The organism is Candidatus Paceibacterota bacterium, from assembly GCA_030583765.1.
Taxonomy (GTDB): Bacteria; Patescibacteriota; Minisyncoccia; order 2-02-FULL-40-12; family GWA2-44-9.
The window spans coordinates 265,150-289,191 of record CP129474.1 but is presented as its reverse complement, the minus strand read 5'-3'; the positions used below and the strand labels follow the sequence as shown (position 1 = coordinate 289,191).

Below are 24,042 nucleotides of genomic sequence, written 5' to 3'. Positions count from 1 at the left end.
CGTAAAGGCGTATGATGCACACAAAGCTATGCGAATATCGCTCATTATTCCCGCATATAATGAGGCGCCACGCCTCGGCCCCACTCTTGAAGCGGTAAAGGCGTTTTGCGCGCAGCAACCTTGGGATGTTGAGATTATCGTTGTCGATAATGCCTCTTCGGATGATACCGGAGCGGTAGCGCAAGCATATGACGTTTCCGTTGTGTTTGAGCCTGTGCGTGGCAAGGGTGCCGCAGTGCGCACGGGCATGCGCGCTGCCACTGGTGATGTGAAGGCTTTTCTGGATGCGGATCACTCAACGTCGATTGATCATCTTGTGCCCATGCTCGAGCGTCTCGAGCGCGGCGCTGATATTGTTATTGGGTCACTTGCCCTTCCCGGTGCGCGTATTTTGGAAGGGGGGCATGAGCCGTGGTGGCGGGTGGTGGGCGGTAAGCTCGGCAACCTTTTTATTCAAGCTCTCGCAGTCCCAGGAATTTGGGACACGCAACGGGGCTTTAAAGTATTCTCGCGTATCGCAGCTGATGCCATTTTCCCAAAACTGCGCATTACGGGGTGGGGTTTTGACGTAGAAGTTCTTGCGATTGCTCGCGCCCTCGGGTACCGTATAGATGAAGTACCCGTCGTATGGAAGAACCATCCGGCAACGAAAGTTACGTCACGAGCTTATGTCAGCGTGCTCCGTGATGTGTGTAAGGTTGCGTGGTGGCGCTTTACGCGCGCATGGACATCATGACCACATTCTGCATTCTTAATTGGAAAAGCTATCCTGCGTCGGCAGACGATATCCGCCCACTGTGTGGGGTCCTTGCCTCATGGCGCGAAGTTGTTTCAAGCGGGACTATCATTATATGTCCTCCTACAACACTCATTGATGACACGCAGGCGTGCAAGAAAGAAGATGCGCGTCTTGCTAGCGTTGTCGTGGGTGCGCAATATCTCGACGCCGATGCAAAGACGGGCGGACTTACTCCAGCCATGCTCCGTGCGTCTGGTGCCACCGCGGCGTTGATTGGCCACTCGGATCGACGCACTCAGTCTGGAGAGACAAATGCGGATGTGCGTGCAGCATGGCAGCAGGCAGTCGCGCACGACATCCTCCCGATCGTGTGCGTTGGTCAGCATGCTCCCGACGCATCATTTGCTGAGCTTCGCGAGCAGGTGCGCGGAGCATTCGAAGGCGCATCTGCTACCGATATTGCGCAATGCGTGATTGCATATGAGCCGGTGTGGGCAATAAGTACAACGCCAGGTGCGCGCGTAGAAGAGCCGCAAGATATCGTTCGCGCCATACAGGTTATTCGTGAGACATTGCAAGGCGCCCAACCGCACGCAGTTCTGTATGGTGGCTCGGTGACGGGCGCTACGGTGGGGAGCGTATTAGGAAGTGGGGTAGTAGATGGTGTGCTGGTTGGACGCGCAAGCGCATCGCCCGAATCACTGAAAGAGCTTTTAGATGCACTGACCCCATTTTTTTCATGAACATACTTACACCAGGCATGGACTTAAAAGGAAAGTGGGTACTCGTGCGCACCGATTTTGATGTGCCTGTTGTCGACGGGCGCATCCAGGCGAATCACCGAATTATTCGTCAAAAAGAAGTTCTCGACATGTTGGTATCTGCGGGCGCGCGTGTCGTGCTCGTTGCACACATTTCCGCGGTTGATTCTTTTAAGTCGATTCTCGTGACGCTTGAAGAGACGCTTGGTCACGCGCTCACCCTCCTTCCCACACTTGCTGACCGAGAGGCGTTCCAGAAGAATGGACAAGGCGTTGGCTTGCTCGAAAATGTACGCACATGGCGTGGTGAGACAGAAAATAGTGAAGATCTTGCGAAGGCTCTTGCGCAAGGCATGGATGCGTATGTGCAAAATGCGTTTGCGGTATGTCACCGGGCGCACGCTTCTGTAGATGCGGTCGCAAAACTCTTGCCGTCCTATGCTGGCCCACTGGTTGTTGCGGAGACGAACGCACTCACTGAAGCGCTCGATGCGCCGGCCGCGGGAAAGGTAGTCATTATTGGTGGCGCGAAAGCAAGCACAAAGGTGCCCGTTATTTCACATGTTCTCTCTCGCGCTGAAGCGGTGCTTGTTGGCGGTGTCGTGGCAAATGATTTAGCAAAAGCGCGAGGCATCGACGTGGGCACATCACTGGTTGACGACAACATAGGAGAACTCCTTGCGGGACTTGATGTGCATGATGAGCGCATTATTCTTTCTCCAGATTTTATTATTACCGATGGTCGCGCGCTTGATATTGGGCCTCAGTCGGTTGCTTTGTTTAAAGAACATATTACTCGTGCTCGCATGATCGTGTGGAATGGCCCCCTTGGCTTATTCGAAGATGAGCGATATGCAGAGGGGACGTTCGCCATTGCTCGCGCAGTTGCTGACTCGCCAGCGCGCACCATTATCGGCGGCGGTGACACTGTCGCAGCAATCGATCGGCTCGGTATCCGAGATCGCTTCTCATTTGTATCGACGGGCGGCGGGGCAATGCTCGCATTTCTCGCGGGGCAAAAACTTCCGGGCCTTGAAGCTATCGGTTACTATGAACACGTATAATATTTGGACAGATGGTGGTGCGCGGGGAAACCCAGGGCCGGCGGCTATCGGTTTTGTTATTAGTGGCGAAGGGGTGGAGGACGGCCACGGCGCCTACATTGGCGAAACGACCAATAACGTTGCCGAGTACCGGGCTGTCATTGAGGCACTCCGGAAGCTTAAATTACTCATTGGCGCTGAAGCTGCAAAAGGATCTGCGGTGATTGTGCGCGCTGATAGTCAGCTCGTTGTGCGCCAAGCGCTCGGCGAGTATCGTGTAAAAGAAGCTGGGCTCAAGCAGTTGTTTATGGAGCTTTGGAATGCGCGCCAAGATTTTCATTCCGTTGATTTTATACACATTCCGCGAGAAGAGAACGGAAAAGCAGATGGTTTCGTGAACCGCGCCCTCGATGAGCGCGAAGCTCGCCAACGGCAGGGGAATCTGGTATAGCTTTTGACAAATATAAAGACTGTACTATAATATTTCCGATAGTGGTTCGGTCCTTTTTTGGGGAGGGATGTGATGCAGGAGCAAATCGCCGATCCGGTTTTTTGGTTCCTTGCCGTTGGTTTTACGTTGTTGTTGCGGGTCTTTGCGGGGGCGGTCTACAGGCTTGTCAAGGGGACTCCTGCGTCTCAGGCGCCAGATCCTACTTGGATGATGTTCGGTGGCGTGGCACTTGTTCTGATCGGCATCTTGGGTGCGGCAAGGGCCAAATCGGGCGTGCCCATCGAGAGCGAGTCGGCTTGTGTGGTGATGGTGGAGGGCAGAACGTATCACCCCTACCGCGTATACATCTCGCAGGGCGTCGGCACGATGTACCTTTCCGATGGTCGCGAGATTCGGTTTCTCGGCGGCACCATCGAGGGCTGTCGTTAGCTGCTGGGCACATCCAAAAGCGGAGGAAAACACCCCTCCGCTTTTACTTTTTCATGCATGAACGCGAGTGGCTCGCCAACGGCAGGGGAATCTGGTATAATATGCATTGAGGTATACTGGACTGTCGCTCCCTAACAGGAGAGGAAAGTCCGGGCACTCCCTTTGCGTATGCAGAGGAGCAGGGTAGCGGGTAACCCCCGCACACAGTAATGTGAGAGGTGCGAGCAGAGACGTTCGATGTTCGAAAGGGCATCGGTGGCAAACCCATGTGATGTGATTCGTCATATCATAGCCAAGTCCAAGCTGATGGGATTAAAGGCTTGGGGTGAAACGGCTAAATCCTTACCCGGGTGCAAGATCAGCGTTCCCGCTCACGTAGCAATGCGTGAGACGAGGTTCGAAAAGTTCGATCGCTTGAGCGTGGCGGCAACGACACGCCTAGATACATGACAGTCTCACCGCAAGGCCAGACAGAACCCGGCTTATCGGTATGCCTCCCAAAACGCCCTTCGGGGCGTTTTGCGTTTCCGGCTCGTAAGTGATACATTCGCGGCGCATGAAGCGGTCCGATCTTATACTCAATGTAGCTCGGGTGCCCGTAGACATGGGCATGCTTTTTTTGGCGGGCGTGCTTACCTACGTGTTGCGCACGAATATTCTGGATACATTCCGGCCTGTTTTGTTTGAGCTCAGGCTGCCTTTAGATAAGTACATTGCGCTTGTTATCCCTACATCGCTTTTCTTTATCGCGTGCTATGCAGTGGCGGGACTATACACGATGGGTGTTCGCATGTCTCGCGCAGAAGAATGTGCGAAAGTCGCCCTTGCGTCGTCGGCGGGCATTTTGGGCGTCATCGTCTTTATCTTCGTCAGCCGAGAGCTTTTCGACTCACGCTTCTTGGTGCTTGGTGCCTGGATCCTTGCCATTATATGCGTCTGCGCTGGGAGACTCTTCATCCGTTGGATGCATGGACACCTGATGCGTCGTGGATTTGGAATACACCGACTTTTGGTGATAGGTCATGATGTGGTGACGGAACGTCTCATTGCTGCGATTAAGGCGCAGAGCGATCTTGGATATGTGGTGGCACGCCACATGCAGGTGCCTGATATGAATATCATTGGTGATGCGTGGCGATCGGATGCTATTGATGGTGTTCTCTTGGCGCAACCTACATTCGACGCGCCGACGATCGTAGAGTTGGTCGAGTATTGCCACGAGCACCACATTCCCTTCACGTTTGTCCCCAACATGCACGAGACACTGACAACTCACTACAGCGTCGATGCTATTGGTGACATCCCCGTGATCGAGCTCAAGCGCACGTCACTTGATGGGTGGGGGAGGGTGTTTAAGCGTGTCTTTGACCTGTGCGCGACATCACTTGGCCTCCTCATCCTCTCGCCACTCTTTGCGGCAATCGCGCTAGCGATTACATGGGAGACACGCGGACCGGTGTTTGTGCGGCTCGCACGTGTGAGTAAAAATCGGGAGTTCTATCTCCTAAAGTTCCGAAGCATGATTGAAAATGCAGAGGAGCTGAAACCGCTACTCTTGCCGTTTAATGAACGCGCCGACGGCCCGCTCTTTAAAATGACCAACGATCCTCGCGTAACGCATGTGGGTCGTTGGCTTCGTCGTCTGCGCCTGGATGAGCTGCCGCAGTTGTGGAATGTGCTTCGGGGGGATATTAGTCTTGTGGGGCCACGACCGCATCAACCCGATGAAGTGGCGCGTTACCAGCGTCATCATAAGCGAGTGTTGGGTATAAAAGCTGGGGTAACAGGCTTCGCGCAGATTTCCGGGAGCTCCACGCTCTCATTTGAAGAGGAGGTACGCCTCGATACGTTTTATATTGAGAACTGGTCATTCTGGATGGATGTGCGCATTATCGTGCGCACGCTCATGCGGCTGGTCAGCGACCGCACTGCTGTATGAAGGTAGCGCTCGTATACGATCACCTCACGCAGTTTGGTGGCGCAGAGCGCGTGCTCCAGGCGCTTGCATCGCTGTGGCCCGATGCGCCCATATATACTACGGTGTATGACGAGCAAGGAACGGGAGGCGTATTCGCAGGACGTGTTATTCGAACATCATTTATTCAATCGCTTCCGCTTGCAACGCGGTATCCGCATGCGTATACACCACTTCTTCCACTTGCGGTAGAGGGCTGGGACTTCTCTTCGTTTGATGCGGTGATCAGCATTGCTGGTCCATTTGCGAAAGGAATTATCACTCGTCCGCACACTCGCCATATTGCCTACTGCCTCACGCCGCCGCGTTTTTTATGGGAGGGGAGCCATGCGTTTTGGAAACACCTTGGGTACCCTGCAATCACACGGGCGGCAGTTGCGCCCATACAGGCATACATTCGGTTATGGGATGCACATGCGGCGCAACGAGCAACGGACATGGTTGCTATTTCGCGTACTGTCGCAGAACGAATCGAGGCGTACTGGAAGCGAAGTGCTCCTATTATCTATCCTCCCGTGCGCACCGATGTATTTTATCCCGTGCAGAATGCGCGGAGAGATGTATTCCTTGCTGCGGGGCGCCTCGTTTCATATAAGAGATTTGATATTGCTATTCGCGCAGCAAGGGCGGCTGGCGTGCCGCTGGTTATCGTTGGTGACGGGCCAGAGCGCGCGCGACTTGAGCGCCTCGCGCAAGGTGCGGTAACGTTCGTAGGCCGCGTGTCGGATGACGAGCTTCGAGATTTGTACGCCCATGCGCAAGCGCTCGTCTTTCCGCAAGAAGAAGATTTCGGTATCGTGCCCGTTGAAGCAATGGCGTGTGGCACGCCAGTGATCGCGTATGCGCGTGGGGGAGCGGCAGAAACGGTGCTTGATGGCGTCACGGGTACTTTGGTGCATGAGCAGAGTGTGGAAGCATTTGCAAGTGCTCTGCATACATTCCGTGGAGAAACATACACGCCAGAAGCGTGCAGAAAGCGTGCAGAGCAGTTCTCAACGAGCGTCTTTTTAAGCCGAATACAGGCACTTTTTCGAGATTGACTTTTGTATAATTTAGTGCTATAATTAAGTGGCAAAGTAGCACATTGCTCTCGGCACGGGCCTTTGTTTTTATGCGGATCTTTCTCTATGCTGGTGCTATGGTTATTGGCGTTGATATTCGTGCGCTTGGGTCGGGGAGGCGCAGTGGCGTTGAGGAGTATATCCTCTCGCTGTTGCCGCAGCTTATTGCTTCCGCTCCCGACGTTACATTCAAGCTCTTTTGGGCTGGCGCGCGGCCAGTTCCTACTGACCTTCTGCCGCAGGCGCCCAACGTGCATGTGGTGCACGGGCGCATTTCTAACCGCGTACTCTTTGGTGCCGCGCTCTTGGGCGCACTGCCACTTGATGAGCTTGTGGGCGGCGCTGATGTTTTTTTCTTTCCCCACATTCTTGCGGGAGCTCTTTCGCAGAAGTGTCGGCGAGTAACGACCGTGCACGATCTTTCGTTTGTCGTTGCCCCTCATTTCTTTTCCTTAAAACAGAAGCTCTGGCACATTGCCATGCAACCTCGGCGGTTCGTTCGGGCCTCTGATGCGGTGATTGCGGTCTCGCATGCAACAAAAATTGATATCGTGCGTGAGTACGGCATTCCGGATGAGCGTGTACGGGTCGTCTATTCAGGGCTTCCGCATGCAAGCGTTTCAGTGAGTGGCGTGCGCGCTGGCGATCCGTACATCATGGCTCTGGGAACGTTTGAGCCGCGAAAGAATGTTGCAAGTGTACTCGAAGCATTTGCGCAGTGTGCCGCACGCATTCCCCATGTGCGCCTTTGTCTTGTGGGTTACGCGGGACACGATATGCACGCTGTTTCGAGCGCGATTGAGTGGCATCCGTTTCGTGATCGCATCGATGTGCGCACAGACGTTTCTGAATCAGAGCGAGATACACTTCTCGCTGGTGCGCGCGTGCTGGTATATCCATCTTTTCTGGAGGGATTTGGTTTTCCACCTCTTGCCGCGTGTGCGTTGGGCGTTCCCGTGATCGCGTCTGACGTCGGATCGTTGCCCGAAGTGCTCCACGATGCCGCACTTCTCGTTTCTCCGTATCATAGCGATTCGCTTGCTCGTGCCATGCGTGAACTGGTACTCGATGATGCGCTACACGATATGATGGCTATGCGTGGAAAGGCTCGTGCGCAGCATTTTTCGTGGGAGGACGCGGCGCGTGCAACTTTGGCCGTTTTGCGTGGGTGATTCTCCACATTTTTTACTCACGAGTGAGGGAAAAACGGCTATACTGAAGGGGTACGCATGCCCCAGAAATCCCAACACGTAACAGGGGCCCTTTTCGATGTAAAACCCGCACCAGGTACGGGCGCTTTCTCTCGTGCGCAAGCTCCACTGCCTGCGGAGGTAAACCTTCGCATTGAGCCACGCCAAACGCGCGTTGCCGTAGCTGCGACGGCGCCACTTGAAGCGGAGCCGGTGATTCGGGCTACCTCACGCCTCATGTCTGATGCGGAAGCTCGTGCTGAGCTCTCGCGAATGCTCGAGGAGTCTATTGCTAAGGAGGTTGCATTTTCTGCAACGCTTGCGAGTGGAAGCCAAGAAGTCGCTCCAAAGCCAACGCGCATTCGCGGTTCGCTCCAAAAGCCATCTCCGGCAGTGGCGGAGCGTTGGCATGATGATATCGCAACCGAGCTGCGTCGCCAGCGTCCTGTTTCTGAATATAGCGTAATGGCGCACCTAGATCCGCAAGAGTCTTCTGTGCGTTTTGCGTCCGCGATGCGATCTGAAGAGGTGGGAGAGTGGTGGAGCGGTGCTTCCGCACAATCTCCAGCGGATCCCACGCGCGTTATCCATATGCCGCCTATCCGCGTTGAGGCACCGCGCCGTCGCATGCGCTGGGGGCCACTCTTCGCATTTTTTATTGCCGCGGGCTTGGTGACGGCGGGCATGATCGGCCTTTCTCGTTACGGGTCTGAATTGAAGTCTCGTGTCATGCGCGACTCAACGATCGCCATCGATAACCTATCACAAGCAAAGCAGCATATCGCAGAGCTACGTTTTCATGATGCGTCAGCAAATTTCTTATCTGCATTTGAGCAGTTCTCACAGCTTCAAAAAGACGTTGATGTCTTTGGCGAAGGACTTGGCGCACTGATCGCGAAGCTGCCGGGGACAGAGGCATATCGTACAGGGAGGAATTTAGTCCGCGCAGGAACGCTCATCGCAGATGCGGGCCACGCGCTTGCGGATGCGGTTGATAAGCTTTCCAGTACGGGCGCCATACTGCAGCAGGATGCAAATACACGAACACTCGTCACTGAAAAAATTCGTCCACTTGCTGCGGCGCTGGCACTTGCCGATGCAAACATGGAGCGCGCCTCAGAGCTCGTTGCTGATATTGACCCCGCCACGCTTCCCGAAGACAAGCGTGCTGCGCTCGCTACGTTTACCGAACAGCTTCCCGCGCTCCACACCGTGGTGCGGGATGGCGTAAAGTATATCGACCTCCTCCAGTACATGATCGGGATTGGGGATGATCGTCGTTTTCTCGTGCTCTTCTTGAACGATAGCGAGGCGCGCCCAATGGGCGGTTTTCCGGGCAGCTATGGCATTTTGGAGTTTTCTGGCGGTCGCATGAGTTCGTTTAAGGCAGATGATATTTATAATCCAGACGGGCAGTTAAAAGAAAAAATAGTTCCGCCCAAAGCGCTCCAGCACATCACCCCTCACTGGGCGATGCGTGATGCGGGTTGGTTCATTGACGGGCCAACATCAGCGGAGGTAACGCTCTCATTCTTTAAAAAAGAGACAGGCCTTGATGCGGATGGCGTGATCGCGATTAATACAAAGGTGCTTGGTGAAGTGTTAGATGTGGTGGGGGCGATCCCAATGCCGGCATATAACATCACACTCAAGAGCGATACATTTTTGGAAGAGCTTCAGCGTGAAGTGGAATACGGGGAAAATCGAAAGCAGAATAAACCCAAGCAGGTTATCATTGATGCTGCACCACTCGTCGTGGAAAAGATCGCATCGAGTGGGAGAGAGCAGTGGCTTTCCATGCTGCGTATTTTTGTTGCGGCACTTGAGCGAAAAGATATGCTCATGTACTTCCGCAACGAGGATGTGCAGGCGTTTGCGCGAGAGAAGGGGTTTGACGGCCACGTTCGCTCTGACACGGGGGACTTTTTGATGACGGTTTTTGCAAACGTGAAAGGGGCCAAGACCGATGCGTTGACGGATACACGCGCATCCTTGAAGACGACTGTCTATAACGCTGCAAGCGAGCACACGCTCACGCTCACGCGCGTGCACCGTGGCGGGGATCATGCGCTACCCATCTATAACACCGAGAATCCGGCATATGTGCGCGTCGTTGTGCCGCGTGGTGCGCAGTTGAGCGCGATAACGGGGAACGATACTCCGGCGCATGCGCCACTTGTCACCTATGCAGACGCGACTACCGATCCAGTGTTGCAGAGTATCGAACAGGGAACCGAGCTTGCAAATGGTGTGCGCGTTACCACAGAAAGCGACAGAACAGTCTTTGGCTTTTGGATGGTTACAAAGCCTGGCGCCGAAAAGACGGTTACACTCTCGTATAGTGTTCCGCGGACCGACACGAAAGCGTATGAGCTGACCGTGCAAAAGCAGCCGGGCATGCTCCTTAAGCCTCTTGATGTCGCGTTCACGTTCCCCGATGCGCCACATGTTCGCGCGGAAGGTGATATTGCACACAAGGACGCTGCATGGTCGTGGAGCGGTACGCTGGATCGCGATCTCGCCATCCGGTTCGCAACGCAGTAGTATAGGGTATGCGCACTTCTTCTCTTGGGTTCATGCGTGCCGGGATACTCCTGGCATTCTTTTCCTTCTTTGCAAAGGCGACGGGTCTTTTGCGTGATCGAATTCTCGCCAGCTCTTTCGGTGCAGGCGATACGCTTGATATTTACTATGCAGCATTTCGATTCCCAGACCTTCTGTTTAATTTGTTGGTACTTGGTGGCGTTGCATCCGCATTCATTCCCGTGTTCGTCTCGTATCTTGAAAAGCGTGAAGATACGGCATGGAGGCTTGCGCGCGTGTTTGGAACGTGGGCGGTAACGCTCACAGCGCTTGGCGTTGTTGTGCTCGGATTGGGCGCAGATGCGGTGTCTCGCATTGTAGGTCCCGGGCTTGATGTCGCGGGGCAGGCGCGCCTTGCCTCGGCGATTGCTCTTATGGCTTGGAGCCCCGTGCTGTTTGCTATTGGCACTATCGCGGGCGCAGTGTTGCAAGCGCGCGAGAGATTTCTTGCATACGCGATTGCTCCTGTGTTGTATAACGGAGGGATTATTATTGGAGCGCTTTACCTTGCGCCACACGAGATGCGTTTTGGAGGGGATCCAGTAACAGGTCTTGTGTATGGCGTTTTGTTGGGCGCTTTATTGCACGCATGTACGCAGTGGATCGCCGCGCGGCGAGCAGGATTCCACTGGGCTCCCTCGTGGGCATTGCGGGGAACGGGTCTTTTTACCGTCGTGCGCCTCATGGTGCCCCGTACATTAGCACTAGGGGCACAACAGTTGAGCACGACCATAACGACGATGGCGGCATCATTGCTGCCGGCGGGGGGTATTTCTATACTCGCACTTGCCTCGAATGTGCACTTTGTCCCCGTGTCGCTCATCGCAATTGCGGGAGCTACTGCGGCATTTCCACAGCTCTCTCGCTCCGCGGCACAACAGGCGTGGCCTGAGTTTCGACGCTTAGTATCGAAAGCGGCACTGCGCATTTCCGGGCTCCTACTTCTCGCAGCTGGTCTTGGCATTTTCTTTGCCGAGCCTATCGCGCGCATAGCGTTTGGTGCAGGCACTCCTACGGGGCCAGATGCCGCATTGCTTTCGGGAGCCATAGCCCTTTTTATGATCGGTGTTGTACCACAGGGCCTCATTCACATTGTTGCCCGTGCATTTTATGCGCTCCACGATACGCGTACGCCTCTCTACGCCGCGTTGTGCGGGATTATTGCCACGGGAAGTATTATCGGAGCCGCATACATACAGGGAGCCATCTCTCTTTCGGTGCTTATTGTCGCGACTGTTGCGGGCTCGGTGGTGCAGGCGCTTGTATTGACTATTGTGCTTCAGATGCGACTTTCACGAATTGCGGATAAGCGCTGACTCATGGTAGGGTAGGGTCCATGCACGATCTGATACGTAACTTCGTTATTATCGCCCACATTGACCACGGCAAGTCGACGCTTGCCGATCGTTTTCTTGAACTCACGGGCGCCGTTGAGCGTCGTAAGATGCAGAACCAGTATCTTGATCAGATGGATCTTGAGCGGGAGCGTGGCATCACGATTAAATTACAGCCAGTGCGCATGCGCTACACACCAAAGGGCGCACAGCAGCCATACACCTTAAATCTTATCGACACGCCGGGCCATGTCGATTTTTCATACGAAGTCTCACGGTCGCTTGCGGCAGTTGAGGGCGCTATTTTGCTTGTTGATGCTACAAAAGGGATCCAGGCGCAGACATTGGCGAACCTCCACCTTGCTCAGCGCCAAGGATTAGTGATCGTCCCAGCGATTAACAAAGTGGATCTACCAAACGCGCGCACGGAGATTGTAAAAGAACAGCTTTCGCTTCTCCTTGGCATTACTCCCGAAACCATCCTTAGTATTTCTGCGAAACAGGGAACCGGCGTTGCTGAACTTCTTGATCGCGTTGTTCGGGATGTGCCACCTCCTCGCCACGTTGATGGGCCAACGCGCGCGCTCATCTTCGACTCCTCATTTGATGCCTATAAAGGCGTTATTGCATACGTGCGAATGGTAAGCGGAGCAATTGGTAATCGTGATACTGTGCTTGCATGGGCGACGAAGGCGCGCGCTGAAGTACTGGAAACGGGCTGGTTTGCGCCACAGCAAACACCAGAGAAGTCTCTCGAGCCCGGCATGATCGGCTACATCGCTACGGGGATCAAGGATCCTGGGCAGATTCACGTGGGTGACACCATCACCCTCCAGCGCGAGGCGCAGAACACCGCGTTCGAGCCGTTGCCAGGGTATCGCCAAGCGACCCCCATGGTGTTTGCAAGTTTTTTTCCAGAGAACGGCGAAGAATATGACGTGCTCAAAGATGCGCTCGGGAAGTTGAAACTCACTGATGCATCACTTGTCTACGAGCCAGAATCATCGGCGGGACTTGGTCGCGGATTTCGCGTTGGCTTTTTGGGCATGCTGCATGTGGAAATCATTTCTGAACGTCTGCGGCGAGAGTTTCAGTTGAAGCTCATCGTTTCTTCACCATCGGTGGAATATCAGGTGACATTAAAAAATGGCGAAGAGTTGCTCATTCGCTCCGCGGCGCTCTTGCCAGATCCTTCGCACGTTACCATGATCGCTGAGCCTATTGCGCGCGTAGAAATTATCACACCATCAACATATGTAGGTGGGGTGATGGAGCTTGCTGCAACACGACGGAGTGTCTATGAAGCCACTGAATACTTGGGTAGCGATACGGCGGTGTTGCGCTACACCATTCCTCTAGCTGAACTCATCACGGATTTTTATGATCAACTCAAGAGCGTTTCTTCTGGGTATGCATCACTGAGCTATGAACTTTCCGGATTCCGTATCGACGACTTAGTGCGACTCGATATTCTTGTCGCCGATGACCTTGTTGAACCGTTCTCTCGCATTGTGCCGCGCTCGCTTGCGTATCGGGAAGGTCGTGCGATGGTGGAGAAGCTTAAAGATATCATTCCGGCACAGTGGTTTGCGGTCGCACTGCAGGCTGTTATTGGCGGCAAGGTGATCGCTCGCGAAACCATCAAAGCACGCCGCAAGGATGTGACGGGCTATTTATATGGTGGGGATGTCACGCGCAAAATGAAACTTCTCGAAAAGCAAAAACGAGGCAAAAAGAAGATGGAAGAACTCGGGAAAGTGGAGATTCCTCACAGCGTCTTCTTGGACATGCTTAAGCGCTAGGCTGGTATTTGCGCGCTTAGTACCAGAGCGGCAAGATGAGGAAGATCACCATGCTGATGGTGAGGAGTATCGCAACGACCATTGAAATGGGGCGAAGCCACGATTGAGGAATCATAGGAATACGTGTACTCTACCATGGAAGAGCGGAATCGCAATATGTGGCAGCGCATCATTCGATCACCATTTGCCATTATTCCTCTGGGCCTCCTTGCGCTCTGGTTCTTTGTTGCTACGGCACGCGTGCACATTGAGGCGCGTGAAGCGGAGCGCCAAGTGCGCGAATTAGAAGAGCGTATTGCGAAGGGGAAAGAGGAGAATGACCTCCTATCTCTTCGGGCCTCGCGTGCGTATGATCCGGCGTTCTTAGAGCGCCAAGCGCGCCTGCGTTTAAATGTGCAAGCGGAGGGAGAGGAAGTGGTTTTTGTGCACTTAGCGGATGAGGAGCGACCGGCGTCTGTGTCCGCAACTGGTGGCGGAGGGGTTTTTGCCAATCTACGCGCCTGGCTGTATGATATCTTTCGTTAGTGCGGGATTCGTATAATGGTAGTACGCCACCCTTCCAAGGTGGAGACACGGGTTCGATTCCCGTATCCCGCTCAAAAATTATTACAGTAATTTTTGAGCGAGGTCCGCCTCGCCCAAAAGGGGCGGAGCGACCCGCTCGTCGTAAATGTTTTATATTTACATTTTGCGCAGTCTTAAGGATGGTAGAACGTACGTTGGATATACAAATAACCTTCAGGCGCGTTTACGCCTCCACAACGCAGGAAAGGTAGCATCTACAAAATACCGAGTTCCACTGCAGCTCATTTTTTCAGAATCATTTACGACGTCGGCAGAAGCACGAAAAAGGGAGCTATACTGGAAAAGCGGTGCTGGGAGGAGAAAGCTAAAAAATCTACTGTCATCGCCATAGCCCGAAGGCGATTCCCGTATCATCTCACCGTTCCAATATCGCCCAAATCGGTATCTGGTATTTTTGGGCCACCTACGCTATAGTAAGCCTTGTTTTTGCCACCTTAGCTCAGCTGGTACCTGCCTGCCGGCAGGCAGGGAGCAAGGATGACAATTTTTAAAACCGCGCCGGAGTAGCTCAGCGGTAGAGCAATCGCTTCGTAAGCGATAGGCCGTGGGTTCAAGTCCCACCTCCGGCTCCATTTTATTTGTATGCTTCCTCATAACCCTAATACAGCGCTTCTTTCCATCTACGCCGGCGCGGGAGGGGTGGATGCGCAAGATTGGGCGGGCATGCTGTTGCGCATGTATAGTCGCCTCGCGCAGAAGCGTGGGTGGAAGTTTCTTGTGCTTGATGAATCGCGCGGCGAGCAGGGCGGTGTAAAAAGTGTTGCCTGTGAGGTGAATGGTCCGAATGTGTATGCTATACTACAGGGGGAGAGTGGCGTACACCGCTTAGTGCGCATTTCGCCGTTCTCTGCAAAGAAGCTACGACACACATCGTTTGCTCTCGTAGAGATTCTTCCCGAGCTCACCGCCCAGGCGCTCACTATCAACCCGAATGATTTACGGGTTGATACATTCCGCTCCGGTGGTAAGGGCGGGCAAAATGTGAACAAGGTTGAAACTGCTGTTCGCATCACACACATTCCTAGTGGTATTGCGGTAGCAGTGCAGACCGAACGCTCACAGGCGCAGAACAAAGAAAAGGCCATGAGTATGCTCACTGCTCGCCTGATGCAACGCATGGAGGCGCAACGAGTGAGCGAGATCTCCGCGCTCAAGCCAGAAATGAAAGCGGGATCTATCGAGTGGGGGAGCCAGATTCGTTCCTACGTGCTCCACCCGTATCAAATGGTGAAAGATCACCGATCTGGAAAGAAATCTTCTCAGCCAGAGCGTGTACTTGAAGGTGATCTTGATGATTTTCTTGCAACACCGTGATTGAATTTAAGAACGTCTCATCGGTATATAACGACGGATTTGTAGCACTGAACGCTATCGACCTTACCATTGAAGATGGTGAGTTCGTCTCCATTGTTGGCCCTGCGGGTGCGGGCAAATCGACGTTGCTCCGCCTTTTAATTAAAGAGCTTGAGCCGAGCGATGGAGAGGTGCTCGTAGATGGCGTTTCTCTTGCCGATGTACACCGCGCTGACATTCCACTCTTGCGGCGCAAGATCGGTACGGTGTTCCAAGACTTCAAACTGCTCGCCAGTAAAAATGCCTATGAGAATGTTGCCTTCGCGCTTGAAATGACGGGCGCGAGCGATGACCAGATTGCAGAAGATGTGCCTAAAGTGCTTGCGATTGTAGGACTTGCAGACAAAATGACCAACTTCCCTCACCAGATGTCTGGCGGAGAGAAGCAGCGTCTTGCCATTGCGCGCGCACTCATTCACCGCCCGCGCATTATGTTGGCTGATGAGCCAACGGGGAACTTGGACCTCGTCAACAGTCACGACGTGCTCCAGCTCTTAAAGAAGATTCATTCACTCGGCACCACGGTCATTATGGTGACGCACAACCGTGATTTGGTAAACTCGCTTGAAAAGCGCGTCATTACCATGGAGAAGGGAAAGATTGTGCGCGACCAGAAAGACGGTGGTAAATACGTTATCTAAATTCTATGTCTCAAGAAATGTTTAAGCGCATTTTGCGCTCCGGATGGACAAACTTTCTGCGTAACAGCTACGTGAGCTTCGGCACTACGGGAGTGATGGCGCTCGTGCTCTTTGTATTCTTGGGCCTCATGACGCTCAATGTGATCGCAAACTCGATTACCCAGAGCATCGAAGACAAGGTAGACGTGAGTGTGTATTTCAAGACCACCACCGCAGAAGAGGATATTTTAAAGATTCAGCAAGACATTGAAGCGCTTCCTGCGGTTGCATATGTAGAATACATTTCACGCGAAAAAGCTTTTGAAGATTTTAAAGCGCGCCATGCGGGTAACGCGCTCATTCAAGAATCGCTCGCGGAGCTCGACGATAACCCGCTCCAGGCATCGGTGAACATCAAAGCGAAAGACTCATCTGAATATGCGGGCATCGCCAACTACCTTGAAGGCACGCGCTTTCGTCCTCTGATTGAGAAGATTAACTTCTATGAGAACGAGCAAGTGATCGCGCGCGTGCAGAGTATTTCTAAGGGTTTGCGGAGTTGGGGCATGGCAACGACACTGCTCCTTTCGATCATCGCCGTGTTGGTCACCTTTAACACGGTGCGCCTGACAATCTACACGCAACACCAAGAAATTGAGATCATGCGCTTGGTGGGGGGATCAAACTGGCATATTCGCGCACCATTTTTGGTGGAAGGCGTGCTGTACGGCGTGTTTGCGTCGCTCCTGTCGCTGGCCGTGTTTTATCCGGCGCTTTCGTTCATTAGCGCCGATGTAGCTGATAAAATTCCTGGCGTTGCACTTACACAATATTTCATAAGTCATGCGCCGCAAACGGTGCTGACGGTACTGGTGATCGGTGTGCTCTTGGGCGTTGTGTCCAGCACGATCGCCATCCGCCGCTTCCTGCGCATTTAGCCAATGGTGGCTATCGATTTTCTCACGAACCCTGTCCTACTCCCATATCTCAATCCCTTTCGCGCGCTCAATGAGCGCGCGTTGCAGTTGTTGCGACCGTGGGAGGCCCACGCATCTGTTGCGCGCATAGATCCTCACACTCTGTATGCACAGGGAATCCGTGGTGTGAGTTTTGACTTTGATCAAACGCTCGCCGCCTATGGCTCTGGTGTAGTAGATGCTTCGCTTGCCCCCATACTCTCCAAGTGGGCACACATATTTAGTGGTAATGTGTGCGTTCTGTCGAATGCTATCGGCAGTCGTGTGTCTCGTGCAGGGGCAGCTCTTGATATTCCGGTCATTCAGGCACGAAAAAGAAAACCGTCAGTTGACGGTTTTCGAGTGGCGCAGCGGCGATGGAATCTTGCGCCGCAGCAGTGCGTGCACATTGGGGATCAAGTGCTCACGGATATTCTCGGTGCAAATACGGCGGGGTGGAAATCTATCCACGTGCGCCCTTTTGAGCCAAGCGCCGATCCATGGTTCATTCGTGTTGCCAGGGCATACGAACGTCGCCTCTTATAACCTCTGAAGCATGCGTGCTACGTGGGGATTCTCCACGAGCTTCTTTCCTAGTATGCGTCGTGCAAGTGCGCGTGCATTTTTTTTGCCAACAATGAGCGCGACACCTGGGAACACAAGCCATGAACCGGGCGTGAATGGCGTGAGAAATGCTACCAAGCCTGTTGCAATGAGCACTACTGCAAGGCCGTGCTTAAAGTAGGAGTGCGCATGTGCATGGCGACGCATGCCAATGTCATAGCCACGCTTTTTCATGAGCGGAAGCGCTATGGCGTGGTGAAAGGCATCAGAGAGAATGAGCGCCCATCCAATGACCGCAAGTCACAGCGAGGGATAGAACGCGTAGTGAACGATGAGTAGGGCAATGCCAAGGTAGGAGTGGTGGATGCGTGGCATGCGGATCACATCTTGTTGAATGTGCCGTGATTTGAGATGAAAGGAAAGCCGCAATGCGAGCGTGTAAAATTCAATAACCGTCGCAAGGGCAAGCGCTGCACTCAACGTAATGAGCGTATCCATGTCATCCATAGTACCAGAATATTAGGGCGAGCAGAAATGAGGGCCGTTGAAAAAAGCCCCTTTTTCGTGTACACTCGGGGCTGTTTGATTCTTGCGGGGTCGTCTAATGGTAGGACGTTAGGTTCTGGCCCTAAAAATCTTGGTTCGAGTCCAGGCCCCGCAGCAAGCGACTGAAGAGGAGCGCAGTGCCCAGCGCCAGTAGGCGGCGGGTACATACATTGCCCGGAGCGATGTATCATCAGCAGATGGTACCGCGAGGGCAGGAGCCTGAAGCCGAGACCTTGCGACGGCAAGGTCGAGAGCGGAAGGTGAGTCCAGGCCCCGCATAGTGTAGGCGATGAGCACATACATCTATTTAACAAAGCGCCCATGTATGGGCGCTTTGTGTTCTGGGGCCCAGAATGCGGTCTTGCATGCGAAAAACGAAGGGCGTAAGGTGGGGAAAAGATAGCGTTAGATTTGTGTCCAGGCCCCGCCAGGGTCGCTGACTTTAAGCATCAGAGAGACCGGAGGTTATTATGGCTATATCAGAAGTAACTCGAAGGGATATCATCGATGAAATTCAAGGGTCGACTTTTGCTTGGCACGGAAGACTTAGTGAGGTCGACTTCCTGTCTCGTTTGTATAGGTTGAGTGAGATGCCTTCATATGATGTTCGTTTCCCAATCATGGAAGCCGAAATCATTCAGCACAGGTTGCATAACTCTGATTGGCCAGATAATTGGGTATTCACAGATAAGCGCATTAACCTTCTCGCATGCACTGATGATAAGTTTTTGATGTTTATTTGCGAGATGTTGCACCCAGTTGTTCGAACAAAGTCCGAGGAGGTCGTTAAGCTCCTAAAGATTTTTAACCAGCATCTCGAGGGAGATGGTTATGAAATTTTTGAATCGCGCATGATTTCTGGGCGACCCGTTTACGCTGCGCGACTACTGACAGAAATTATTCAGATTGCCACCGAGAAAAGAATTTCTTCCAGTTTTGTTCGTGAGCAGATAATAAAGTGTGATGATAAATTAAAAACCGGTGATTACGACGGCGCAATCACAAACGCTCGATCTCTGGTCGAAGGCATACTTGGTGAGGTGTACCTGCAGTGCACCGGTCAGCAACTGGAGGAGACTGGGAATCTACTATCGGATTATAAGAAAGTGAAAGGCCTCTTAAATCTTTCAGAAGATGAGCATGCGCATGAGGGAATGAAGGGCCTAGTCCGAGGGTTTAATGGTATTATCCAGAACCTTGACTCTCTCAGTAATCGTCTAGGGGATCGCCATCGTCGCTCACTCAAACCAGCTAAACATCAGGCGAAGCTTGTTGTAGATAGTGCCAAGACAATTTCCGACTTTCTTTATAGTTCTCTTGAATTTCAGGTGGACCAAAAAACACACTTGGCAAGGGATTTATTAACTGCATTGAATAGTAATAAGAGATTTCTTTCCAGGAAAGAACTCCTCGAAGACACAATAATTTCAGGGCTCTTAGCTGACTCCGATATGTATCTCCGAAGACTAATTAAGGATGAGATCATCGCAAATTACAATGTTGATAGTTATCGTCAAAGCGATATATTTTTTGCTGCCATGAGAATTCTTATGGACGTTCTGACTCAAAAAGATATCGAAAATATGTATATTGAAAGTCAGACAAACGACCAAATGATTGGATGGGGGGATTTCTCGGAAGAGCTTGAAAAGGAGCGGCCAGGGCTATTTGGGGCCGCTCTCGCGAACCTCTATGATAACTTTCCGCCCGAGACCTGAGGAAGCTAAAACACTATGTACAATATATCAAAAATACAATTAGCAATTATCGTCTTGGCGTCGATTCTGATCCTGCTCTCTGTGGACGGATATTACAACTGCTTATGGCCGAGTTTTGTTTGCAGTGAGGAGTTAACAAAAAAGTTGTTGTTTGTTGCGATCCCGTCGGCATTACTATTTTACTTATCAGGATGGATTGATAAGCATCGTTAGACGCCTATTTCGTACATCATTGAGACGTAAGGCACTCTTCCATGGAATACGCAGGCGGGGACTGGTGTAGTAACCCTATAGACATCTGTAACCAGCAAAGAAGACAGCCCCGAGCACATCGTGCACGGGGCTGGGAGTTACGGCTTTTCGAGCGGCTGCGGCGGTTTGGGCTGCGGGGTTCCCGGGCGCTGCTCGGTCTCGATCGACACCTTGTTGGGGTTGGAGATGTTCGTGACCCCGACTCCACATTCGTGGAACTTGGTGTCGGCGGCTATGAACGGGGCGTCGCTTGTGATGGTCACGCACCCGTCCTTTGCGTAGACCCGGATGTACCCCACGACCTTTAGGAGCTCGTTCTCCCGGCCGGGGCGCGTGATCCGGAACCAGTGCACCGGTTCCGGGGTGGGCGTCATCACGGGCTGTGGGGGACGGTGTTTGGGCTCTTGCGGCGGAGTGCATCCGAAGAGCGCTCCGAGAGCAAGCACTGCGATCAAAAGCCAACTGCGCATGCGTCCTCCTTCGGGCCATACACTACGTCTGTTTATCGCATAAGTCAAATACCGCCACGCAAAGGGGCGTGCCCGTTTGTTTTTTGGTATACTATACGTATATGAAACGCATTATTGTTGTTGCAGGAATATTGCTCGTGGTGGTGCTCGGTGTGTGGCTGTTCACGCGCGGCGGGGAGAGTGCGCCTGCAGAAACCGCAGAACCGACTGTGAGTGGTACGCCAGATATTTCAAACACGGGTGTATACCGTGGAGCGGGTGGATTGTATACCGCCTCTGTTCCTACGGGGTGGTATCCGCATGAGATTACGTCGGGACATGTTTTGTTTACGCAAAAGAAAGAGTTTGAGGTCTTGGAGGGGACAGAGGGATACGCATACGGCAACCAATTCTCGGTAACCGTTGCGCCATTGGGACAGAGCAGTGGAGCGCGCAATGAACAAGAGTGGTTCACGGGCAATGGCATGGTACTAGGGAGTGAATTTCTCAAAGAGCGTAGGTCGGTGAAGGTGGGGCCACTTACCATGACGCGCGTGGTGATGAGCGCAAACATTGCCGATGGCGATACGCTCACCTACGTCTATTTCACAGGTGATGGTCGAGTGATCACGTTAGGACACTATCCGTATAAACCAAATTCTTCTGTAACGCGTGACTTTGAAGCGTTCGTACAGAGCTTCACCATCGCGGGTTCTGGAAAATAATGTTCATGGAAACGACGCTTCAAATCGTAAAAGTGTGTGCGGTGATCGGCATCCTCGATACGCTGTACCTGATCTATCACAAAATGCGGGGCACCGATGTTGCTTGCTGGTTCTTCCCGCAGGAGTGGTGCAGAAAAGTGCAGCACAGTCCGTATAGTAAAACGTTCGGCATTCCGAACTCCGTAGCAGGACTTGGTATCTATACATTGTTGTTGGTGTTAAGCGGGCTCGTTGCATCTGGCACTGCATCTTTCGCGGCAATCCAAGCAGTGGTTGCATTCGGCTTCGTTTTCTCCATGTACTTTGTGTACATACAGGCAGCCGTCATTCGTGCGTTCTGCACGTGGTGCGTGGTGTCTGCGCTCAACTTCCTTGTGCTCTTTGTCGTGACGTTTGGATTGCTCTAATCACCCATGAAAGCTCTTAAAGTTCTTATCTTCGCGCTCGCGAGCATTGGCGTTGCGCTTTTCATGCTCGCGTCGACGGACGATGACTTTTTGGTGCGCTTCCTGATTGATCTCAAGTGGCTGGGAGTATTTGTGACGGGCATCGGTTTCACGACACTCCTTACTACGGGGCCAGCCTCCGCGCTCTTTATTGAAATGTCTGACGCTTTCTCGCCATGGGTGATGGCGCTGTGGGGCGGTCTTGGCGCCATGTTGGGGGACTCGCTTCTCTTATCTGCCGCTCATCGGGCGCTTCCTATGAAGCGCATGACTCGTTGGCTACACCGTCCTCCGTGCTCTCCAGTTACGCACGCGCTCTTGTGGGTGCTGGGTGCCATGGTGATCGCAAGCCCATTGCCGGATGAGTTAGGGGTTGCTGTTCTTGGAGTTGCAAAGTTGGCTCGCTGGCAATTTCTCCTCCTCGCATTTGTGGGGAACGCGATCGGTATTTTCCTTATCGCTGGCATTGCGCGTGCAGTATAGGCGTGTACAATAGACAGCAATTAAAGACGCGCATGCGTGAATGTAGCGCTTGGCCTGTGGCACGCGTTGCACCTACACATGCGGGTGACACATGAAGGAATTTTTTGCTCCAGGACCGAAAATGCAAGGATGGGTTATTGTTCTTGCTCGTGTAGTGCTCGGCGCTGTCTTTATTGCCCATGGCTGGCAGAAGCTGAACAACATGGATGCAATCGTGGGCTTCTTTGGAACACTTGGCATGCCGGCGTTCATGGCATACGTCGTTGCCCTTGTTGAGTTCTTGGGCGGTATCGCAGTGCTCATTGGCGCATGGACGTTGTGGGCCGGCCGCCTCTTGGCGCTCGTGATGGTGGGCGCAATCGCGCTGGTGAAGTTCAAAATGGGCTTTGTCGGTGGCTATGAGCTTGAAATTGGTCTTCTCGCGCTCGCGCTTTGTGTGTCCGCCTTTGGCCCTGGCCCGCTCGCATTCTCACGCCGCTTGTCATCGTAAGCACGCGGCACGCTGATCGAGAAAAGCCCCTTTGTGGGGCTTTTCTTTTTTCCGTGCTTCAGCTACAATGCATATCCTTTTTGTCTAAAAACCATTCTATGCATAAAAAAGTGAAAATTGTCGCTACGCTCGGCCCCGCGAGTGATTCACCGGAGATGATCCTCAAGCTCGCAAAGTTTGGCGTGGACGTGTTCCGTTTTAACCTTACCCACGCAACACTAGAAGAATCACATGCGCGCACGCAGGCAGTGCGTGAAGCCGAAGAAAAGCTACAACGTCCGTTGGCGATCATGGGCGATCTCGGAGGCCCAAAGATACGTACGGGCATGACCACAGAACGGCACGTGCAGGCGGGCGATACGCTGCGCTTTGTAAAGAGTGACGATGGTACTGATGCGCTCACGATTAATTTTCCGGAGATTATTGACCACCTCGCGGTTGGCGCAGAGATTTATCTTAATGATGGCGCGCCAAAACTAGAAGTGACTCGGATACAGAAAGGCATAGTGACAGCGCGCGTTATCGTGCCGGGAGTTGTGAAATCAAAAATGGGCTTTTCGGCGCAGGGGATGCACGTGAATGCGTTTTCGCTTTCTGCAAAAGATAAAGCAGACATAAAAATGATGGCGGAGGTTGGCGCAGATGCGCTGGCAATTTCTTTCGTGCAGAGTGCGGCTGACGTGAAGGCAGTGCGCAAAGCATGCCCTAAGGGATATACGCCTATGCTGATCGCAAAAATTGAGACAAAAGCTGGCGTTGATCGTGTTGAAGAAATTTTACGCGAAGCAGATGGGCTTATGGTTGCGCGCGGTGATCTCGGTTTTGCCGTCCCTCTTGCAGAGGTGCCTCACATCCAAAAGCAGTTGATTCGTGTTGCCCGCACGATGGGTAAGCCGGTAATTACAGCAACGCAGATGCTAGAATCTATGACCGCAAATCACTTGCCGACGCGTGCAGAAGTAACTGATGTCGCCAACGCTATTTTAGATGGTACCGACGCGGTTATGCTTTCAGGAGAAACGGCTCGTGGCGCATATCCAGAAGAGGTCATCCGCACCATGGTGCGGATTATCACGCGTGCCCAAGTAGACGTGATGCCGCAGACATTCCCAGAGAATACATTTATTGCCGATGCGGTCGCAGCGTCTGCGGTACACATGGCTGACCAGCTCGATGCGCGCGCGATCATTTCGTTTACTGAAACGGGGCGCACTGCACAGCGCATTGCTCGATACCGTCATGATCAGCACATCGTTGCATTGACGCCATCCGCGACCATTGCGCGACGTCTGAACTTCTCGTGGGGCGTTGCCGGTGTAGCGGCGGGGAAGATTGCCTCATTTGACGCCGCAATCCCTGAGGCGCGAGCTCATGCGAAGGCATATGCGAAAAAAGGAGAGCGGTATATTGTGGTTGCCGGCCGCGACCAATTTGGCACAACGGGCACAACAAACCTTGTTCTTGTGCAAACACTCTAATACCATAGG

Annotated in this window: 26 protein-coding genes, 3 tRNA genes and 1 other RNA gene; 27 read left to right on the top strand and 3 right to left on the bottom strand. The window is 53.0% G+C overall.

The annotated features are described in order from the left end of the window. The first annotated feature begins 28 nt into the window (after positions 1 to 28). The 20 genes from QY311_01485 (at position 29) to QY311_01390 (ending at position 17,428) form a co-directional block, all read left to right on the top strand. The gene (locus tag QY311_01485) at positions 29 to 736 is read left to right on the top strand and encodes a glycosyltransferase family 2 protein (GenBank protein WKZ27412.1); all 708 of its coding nucleotides are present in this window, start codon (positions 29 to 31) and stop codon (positions 734 to 736) included. Beyond that, complete coding sequence (locus QY311_01480; GenBank protein WKZ27411.1) at positions 733 to 1,482, top strand: triose-phosphate isomerase family protein; 750 nt, start codon at positions 733 to 735, stop codon at positions 1,480 to 1,482. Before QY311_01485 ends, QY311_01480 begins: the two co-directional genes overlap by 4 nt. Further along, positions 1,479 to 2,564, top strand: coding sequence for a phosphoglycerate kinase (gene pgk, locus QY311_01475; protein ID WKZ27410.1), 1,086 nt, complete (start codon positions 1,479 to 1,481; stop codon positions 2,562 to 2,564). Before QY311_01480 ends, pgk begins: the two co-directional genes overlap by 4 nt. Continuing rightward, positions 2,551 to 2,994, top strand: coding sequence for a ribonuclease HI family protein (locus QY311_01470; protein ID WKZ27409.1), 444 nt, complete (start codon positions 2,551 to 2,553; stop codon positions 2,992 to 2,994). The genes pgk and QY311_01470 overlap by 14 nt, the downstream gene beginning before the upstream one ends. Positions 2,995 to 3,063: 69 nt before the next feature. Then, on the top strand, positions 3,064 to 3,423 hold the full coding sequence (locus QY311_01465) for a hypothetical protein (GenBank protein WKZ27408.1): 360 nt from the start codon (positions 3,064 to 3,066) through the stop codon (positions 3,421 to 3,423). Between the two features lie 108 nt (positions 3,424 to 3,531). Continuing rightward, positions 3,532 to 3,924: RNase P RNA component class A (rnpB, locus tag QY311_01460), an RNA gene on the top strand. 55 nt (positions 3,925 to 3,979) lie between these two features. Further along, positions 3,980 to 5,362: a sugar transferase gene (locus QY311_01455; protein WKZ27407.1), complete on the top strand. Its 1,383-nt coding sequence runs from the start codon at positions 3,980 to 3,982 to the stop codon at positions 5,360 to 5,362. After that, positions 5,359 to 6,438: a glycosyltransferase gene (locus QY311_01450; GenBank protein ID WKZ27406.1), complete on the top strand. Its 1,080-nt coding sequence runs from the start codon at positions 5,359 to 5,361 to the stop codon at positions 6,436 to 6,438. The genes QY311_01455 and QY311_01450 overlap by 4 nt, the downstream gene beginning before the upstream one ends. A gap of 98 nt (positions 6,439 to 6,536) precedes the next feature. After that, entirely contained in the window at positions 6,537 to 7,631 is a 1,095-nt protein-coding gene (locus tag QY311_01445) for a glycosyltransferase family 1 protein (GenBank protein WKZ27405.1), read from the top strand. Positions 7,632 to 7,688: 57 nt separating this feature from the next. After that, positions 7,689 to 10,193, top strand: a complete 2,505-nt coding sequence (locus QY311_01440; GenBank protein ID WKZ27404.1) for a DUF4012 domain-containing protein — start codon at positions 7,689 to 7,691, stop codon at positions 10,191 to 10,193. An 8-nt stretch (positions 10,194 to 10,201) separates the two neighbouring features. Next, a complete protein-coding gene (gene murJ, locus QY311_01435) occupies positions 10,202 to 11,548 on the top strand; it encodes a murein biosynthesis integral membrane protein MurJ (GenBank protein WKZ27403.1) in 1,347 nt (448 codons plus the stop codon). 20 nt (positions 11,549 to 11,568) lie between these two features. After that, the gene (lepA, locus tag QY311_01430) at positions 11,569 to 13,368 is read left to right on the top strand and encodes a translation elongation factor 4 (protein WKZ27402.1); all 1,800 of its coding nucleotides are present in this window, start codon (positions 11,569 to 11,571) and stop codon (positions 13,366 to 13,368) included. Between the two features lie 135 nt (positions 13,369 to 13,503). Continuing rightward, the gene (locus QY311_01425; GenBank protein WKZ27401.1) at positions 13,504 to 13,893 is read left to right on the top strand and encodes a septum formation initiator family protein; all 390 of its coding nucleotides are present in this window, start codon (positions 13,504 to 13,506) and stop codon (positions 13,891 to 13,893) included. A 1-nt stretch (position 13,894) separates the two neighbouring features. Beyond that, positions 13,895 to 13,965: transfer RNA gene (locus tag QY311_01420), tRNA-Gly, on the top strand. Between the two features lie 73 nt (positions 13,966 to 14,038). After that, positions 14,039 to 14,284, top strand: coding sequence for a GIY-YIG nuclease family protein (locus tag QY311_01415; GenBank protein WKZ27400.1), 246 nt, complete (start codon positions 14,039 to 14,041; stop codon positions 14,282 to 14,284). Positions 14,285 to 14,450: 166 nt separating this feature from the next. Then, positions 14,451 to 14,525: transfer RNA gene (locus QY311_01410), tRNA-Thr, on the top strand. Beyond that, a complete protein-coding gene (locus tag QY311_01405; protein ID WKZ27436.1) occupies positions 14,491 to 15,267 on the top strand; it encodes a PCRF domain-containing protein in 777 nt (258 codons plus the stop codon). Before QY311_01410 ends, QY311_01405 begins: the two co-directional genes overlap by 35 nt. After that, complete coding sequence (gene ftsE / locus QY311_01400) at positions 15,264 to 15,947, top strand: cell division ATP-binding protein FtsE (protein ID WKZ27399.1); 684 nt, start codon at positions 15,264 to 15,266, stop codon at positions 15,945 to 15,947. Before QY311_01405 ends, ftsE begins: the two co-directional genes overlap by 4 nt. A gap of 5 nt (positions 15,948 to 15,952) precedes the next feature. Further along, positions 15,953 to 16,864 (top strand): permease-like cell division protein FtsX, encoded by a 912-nt coding sequence (locus tag QY311_01395; GenBank protein WKZ27398.1) that lies wholly within the window; start codon positions 15,953 to 15,955, stop codon positions 16,862 to 16,864. A gap of 3 nt (positions 16,865 to 16,867) precedes the next feature. After that, positions 16,868 to 17,428, top strand: a complete 561-nt coding sequence (locus QY311_01390) for an HAD-IA family hydrolase (protein ID WKZ27397.1) — start codon at positions 16,868 to 16,870, stop codon at positions 17,426 to 17,428. On the opposite strand, the gene QY311_01385 is transcribed toward QY311_01390, so the two are convergent. Both QY311_01385 and QY311_01380 read right to left on the bottom strand, forming a co-directional pair. Then, on the bottom strand, positions 17,423 to 17,680 hold the full coding sequence (locus QY311_01385; GenBank protein WKZ27396.1) for a hypothetical protein: 258 nt from the start codon (positions 17,678 to 17,680) through the stop codon (positions 17,423 to 17,425). The genes QY311_01390 and QY311_01385 overlap by 6 nt on opposite strands. 66 nt (positions 17,681 to 17,746) lie before the next feature. Further along, positions 17,747 to 17,953, bottom strand: a complete 207-nt coding sequence (locus QY311_01380) for a hypothetical protein (protein WKZ27395.1) — start codon at positions 17,951 to 17,953, stop codon at positions 17,747 to 17,749. Positions 17,954 to 18,036: 83 nt separating this feature from the next. On the opposite strand from QY311_01380, the gene QY311_01375 reads away from it, so the two are divergent. Together QY311_01375 and QY311_01370 are read left to right on the top strand one after the other, a co-directional pair. Next, positions 18,037 to 18,107 (top strand) — tRNA-Gln (locus QY311_01375). Positions 18,108 to 18,462: 355 nt separating this feature from the next. Further along, positions 18,463 to 19,710, top strand: coding sequence for an abortive infection family protein (locus tag QY311_01370; protein ID WKZ27394.1), 1,248 nt, complete (start codon positions 18,463 to 18,465; stop codon positions 19,708 to 19,710). A gap of 350 nt (positions 19,711 to 20,060) precedes the next feature. Here the strand turns inward: QY311_01370 and QY311_01365 are convergent, their stop codons facing one another. Continuing rightward, positions 20,061 to 20,336, bottom strand: a complete 276-nt coding sequence (locus QY311_01365) for a hypothetical protein (GenBank protein WKZ27393.1) — start codon at positions 20,334 to 20,336, stop codon at positions 20,061 to 20,063. Positions 20,337 to 20,533: 197 nt separating this feature from the next. On the opposite strand from QY311_01365, the gene QY311_01360 reads away from it, so the two are divergent. The 5 genes from QY311_01360 to pyk all read left to right on the top strand — a co-directional run bounded on the left by QY311_01360 (position 20,534) and on the right by pyk (position 24,033). Then, the gene (locus QY311_01360) at positions 20,534 to 21,136 is read left to right on the top strand and encodes a hypothetical protein (GenBank protein ID WKZ27392.1); all 603 of its coding nucleotides are present in this window, start codon (positions 20,534 to 20,536) and stop codon (positions 21,134 to 21,136) included. A gap of 5 nt (positions 21,137 to 21,141) precedes the next feature. Beyond that, positions 21,142 to 21,543 carry a vitamin K epoxide reductase family protein gene (locus QY311_01355; protein ID WKZ27391.1) on the top strand — a complete coding sequence of 134 codons (402 nt, stop codon included), beginning with the start codon at positions 21,142 to 21,144 and terminating at the stop codon, positions 21,541 to 21,543. Positions 21,544 to 21,549: 6 nt separating this feature from the next. Then, the gene (locus QY311_01350) at positions 21,550 to 22,065 is read left to right on the top strand and encodes a hypothetical protein (protein ID WKZ27390.1); all 516 of its coding nucleotides are present in this window, start codon (positions 21,550 to 21,552) and stop codon (positions 22,063 to 22,065) included. 91 nt (positions 22,066 to 22,156) lie between these two features. After that, the gene (locus QY311_01345) at positions 22,157 to 22,555 is read left to right on the top strand and encodes a DoxX family protein (protein WKZ27389.1); all 399 of its coding nucleotides are present in this window, start codon (positions 22,157 to 22,159) and stop codon (positions 22,553 to 22,555) included. Positions 22,556 to 22,653: 98 nt separating this feature from the next. Further along, positions 22,654 to 24,033 (top strand): pyruvate kinase, encoded by a 1,380-nt coding sequence (gene pyk / locus QY311_01340; protein WKZ27388.1) that lies wholly within the window; start codon positions 22,654 to 22,656, stop codon positions 24,031 to 24,033. Positions 24,034 to 24,042 lie beyond the last annotated feature (9 nt).

Excerpts from the sequence above, each read along its gene's own strand:
- pgk (WKZ27410.1), top strand. The coding sequence starts at position 1,479 with ATGAACATACTTACACCAGGCATGGACTTAAAAGGAAAGTGGGTACTC.
- QY311_01395 (WKZ27398.1), top strand. The coding sequence starts at position 15,953 with ATGTCTCAAGAAATGTTTAAGCGCATTTTGCGCTCCGGATGGACAAAC.
- QY311_01485 (WKZ27412.1), top strand. The coding sequence starts at position 29 with ATGCGAATATCGCTCATTATTCCCGCATATAATGAGGCGCCACGCCTC.
- QY311_01455 (WKZ27407.1), top strand. The coding sequence starts at position 3,980 with ATGAAGCGGTCCGATCTTATACTCAATGTAGCTCGGGTGCCCGTAGAC.
- QY311_01425 (WKZ27401.1), top strand. The coding sequence starts at position 13,504 with ATGGAAGAGCGGAATCGCAATATGTGGCAGCGCATCATTCGATCACCA.
- lepA (WKZ27402.1), top strand. The coding sequence starts at position 11,569 with ATGCACGATCTGATACGTAACTTCGTTATTATCGCCCACATTGACCAC.
- QY311_01450 (WKZ27406.1), top strand. The coding sequence starts at position 5,359 with ATGAAGGTAGCGCTCGTATACGATCACCTCACGCAGTTTGGTGGCGCA.
- pyk (WKZ27388.1), top strand. The coding sequence starts at position 22,654 with ATGCATAAAAAAGTGAAAATTGTCGCTACGCTCGGCCCCGCGAGTGAT.
- QY311_01385 (WKZ27396.1), bottom strand. The coding sequence starts at position 17,680 with ATGAAAAAGCGTGGCTATGACATTGGCATGCGTCGCCATGCACATGCG.
- QY311_01380 (WKZ27395.1), bottom strand. The coding sequence starts at position 17,953 with ATGGATGACATGGATACGCTCATTACGTTGAGTGCAGCGCTTGCCCTT.
- QY311_01365 (WKZ27393.1), bottom strand. The coding sequence starts at position 20,336 with ATGACGCCCACCCCGGAACCGGTGCACTGGTTCCGGATCACGCGCCCC.
- QY311_01415 (WKZ27400.1), top strand. The coding sequence starts at position 14,039 with ATGTTTTATATTTACATTTTGCGCAGTCTTAAGGATGGTAGAACGTAC.
- QY311_01360 (WKZ27392.1), top strand. The coding sequence starts at position 20,534 with ATGAAACGCATTATTGTTGTTGCAGGAATATTGCTCGTGGTGGTGCTC.
- QY311_01355 (WKZ27391.1), top strand. The coding sequence starts at position 21,142 with ATGGAAACGACGCTTCAAATCGTAAAAGTGTGTGCGGTGATCGGCATC.
- murJ (WKZ27403.1), top strand. The coding sequence starts at position 10,202 with ATGCGCACTTCTTCTCTTGGGTTCATGCGTGCCGGGATACTCCTGGCA.
- QY311_01470 (WKZ27409.1), top strand. The coding sequence starts at position 2,551 with ATGAACACGTATAATATTTGGACAGATGGTGGTGCGCGGGGAAACCCA.
- QY311_01390 (WKZ27397.1), top strand. The coding sequence starts at position 16,868 with ATGGTGGCTATCGATTTTCTCACGAACCCTGTCCTACTCCCATATCTC.
- QY311_01445 (WKZ27405.1), top strand. The coding sequence starts at position 6,537 with ATGGTTATTGGCGTTGATATTCGTGCGCTTGGGTCGGGGAGGCGCAGT.
- QY311_01370 (WKZ27394.1), top strand. The coding sequence starts at position 18,463 with ATGGCTATATCAGAAGTAACTCGAAGGGATATCATCGATGAAATTCAA.
- QY311_01345 (WKZ27389.1), top strand. The coding sequence starts at position 22,157 with ATGAAGGAATTTTTTGCTCCAGGACCGAAAATGCAAGGATGGGTTATT.
- QY311_01350 (WKZ27390.1), top strand. The coding sequence starts at position 21,550 with ATGAAAGCTCTTAAAGTTCTTATCTTCGCGCTCGCGAGCATTGGCGTT.
- QY311_01440 (WKZ27404.1), top strand. The coding sequence starts at position 7,689 with ATGCCCCAGAAATCCCAACACGTAACAGGGGCCCTTTTCGATGTAAAA.
- QY311_01480 (WKZ27411.1), top strand. The coding sequence starts at position 733 with ATGACCACATTCTGCATTCTTAATTGGAAAAGCTATCCTGCGTCGGCA.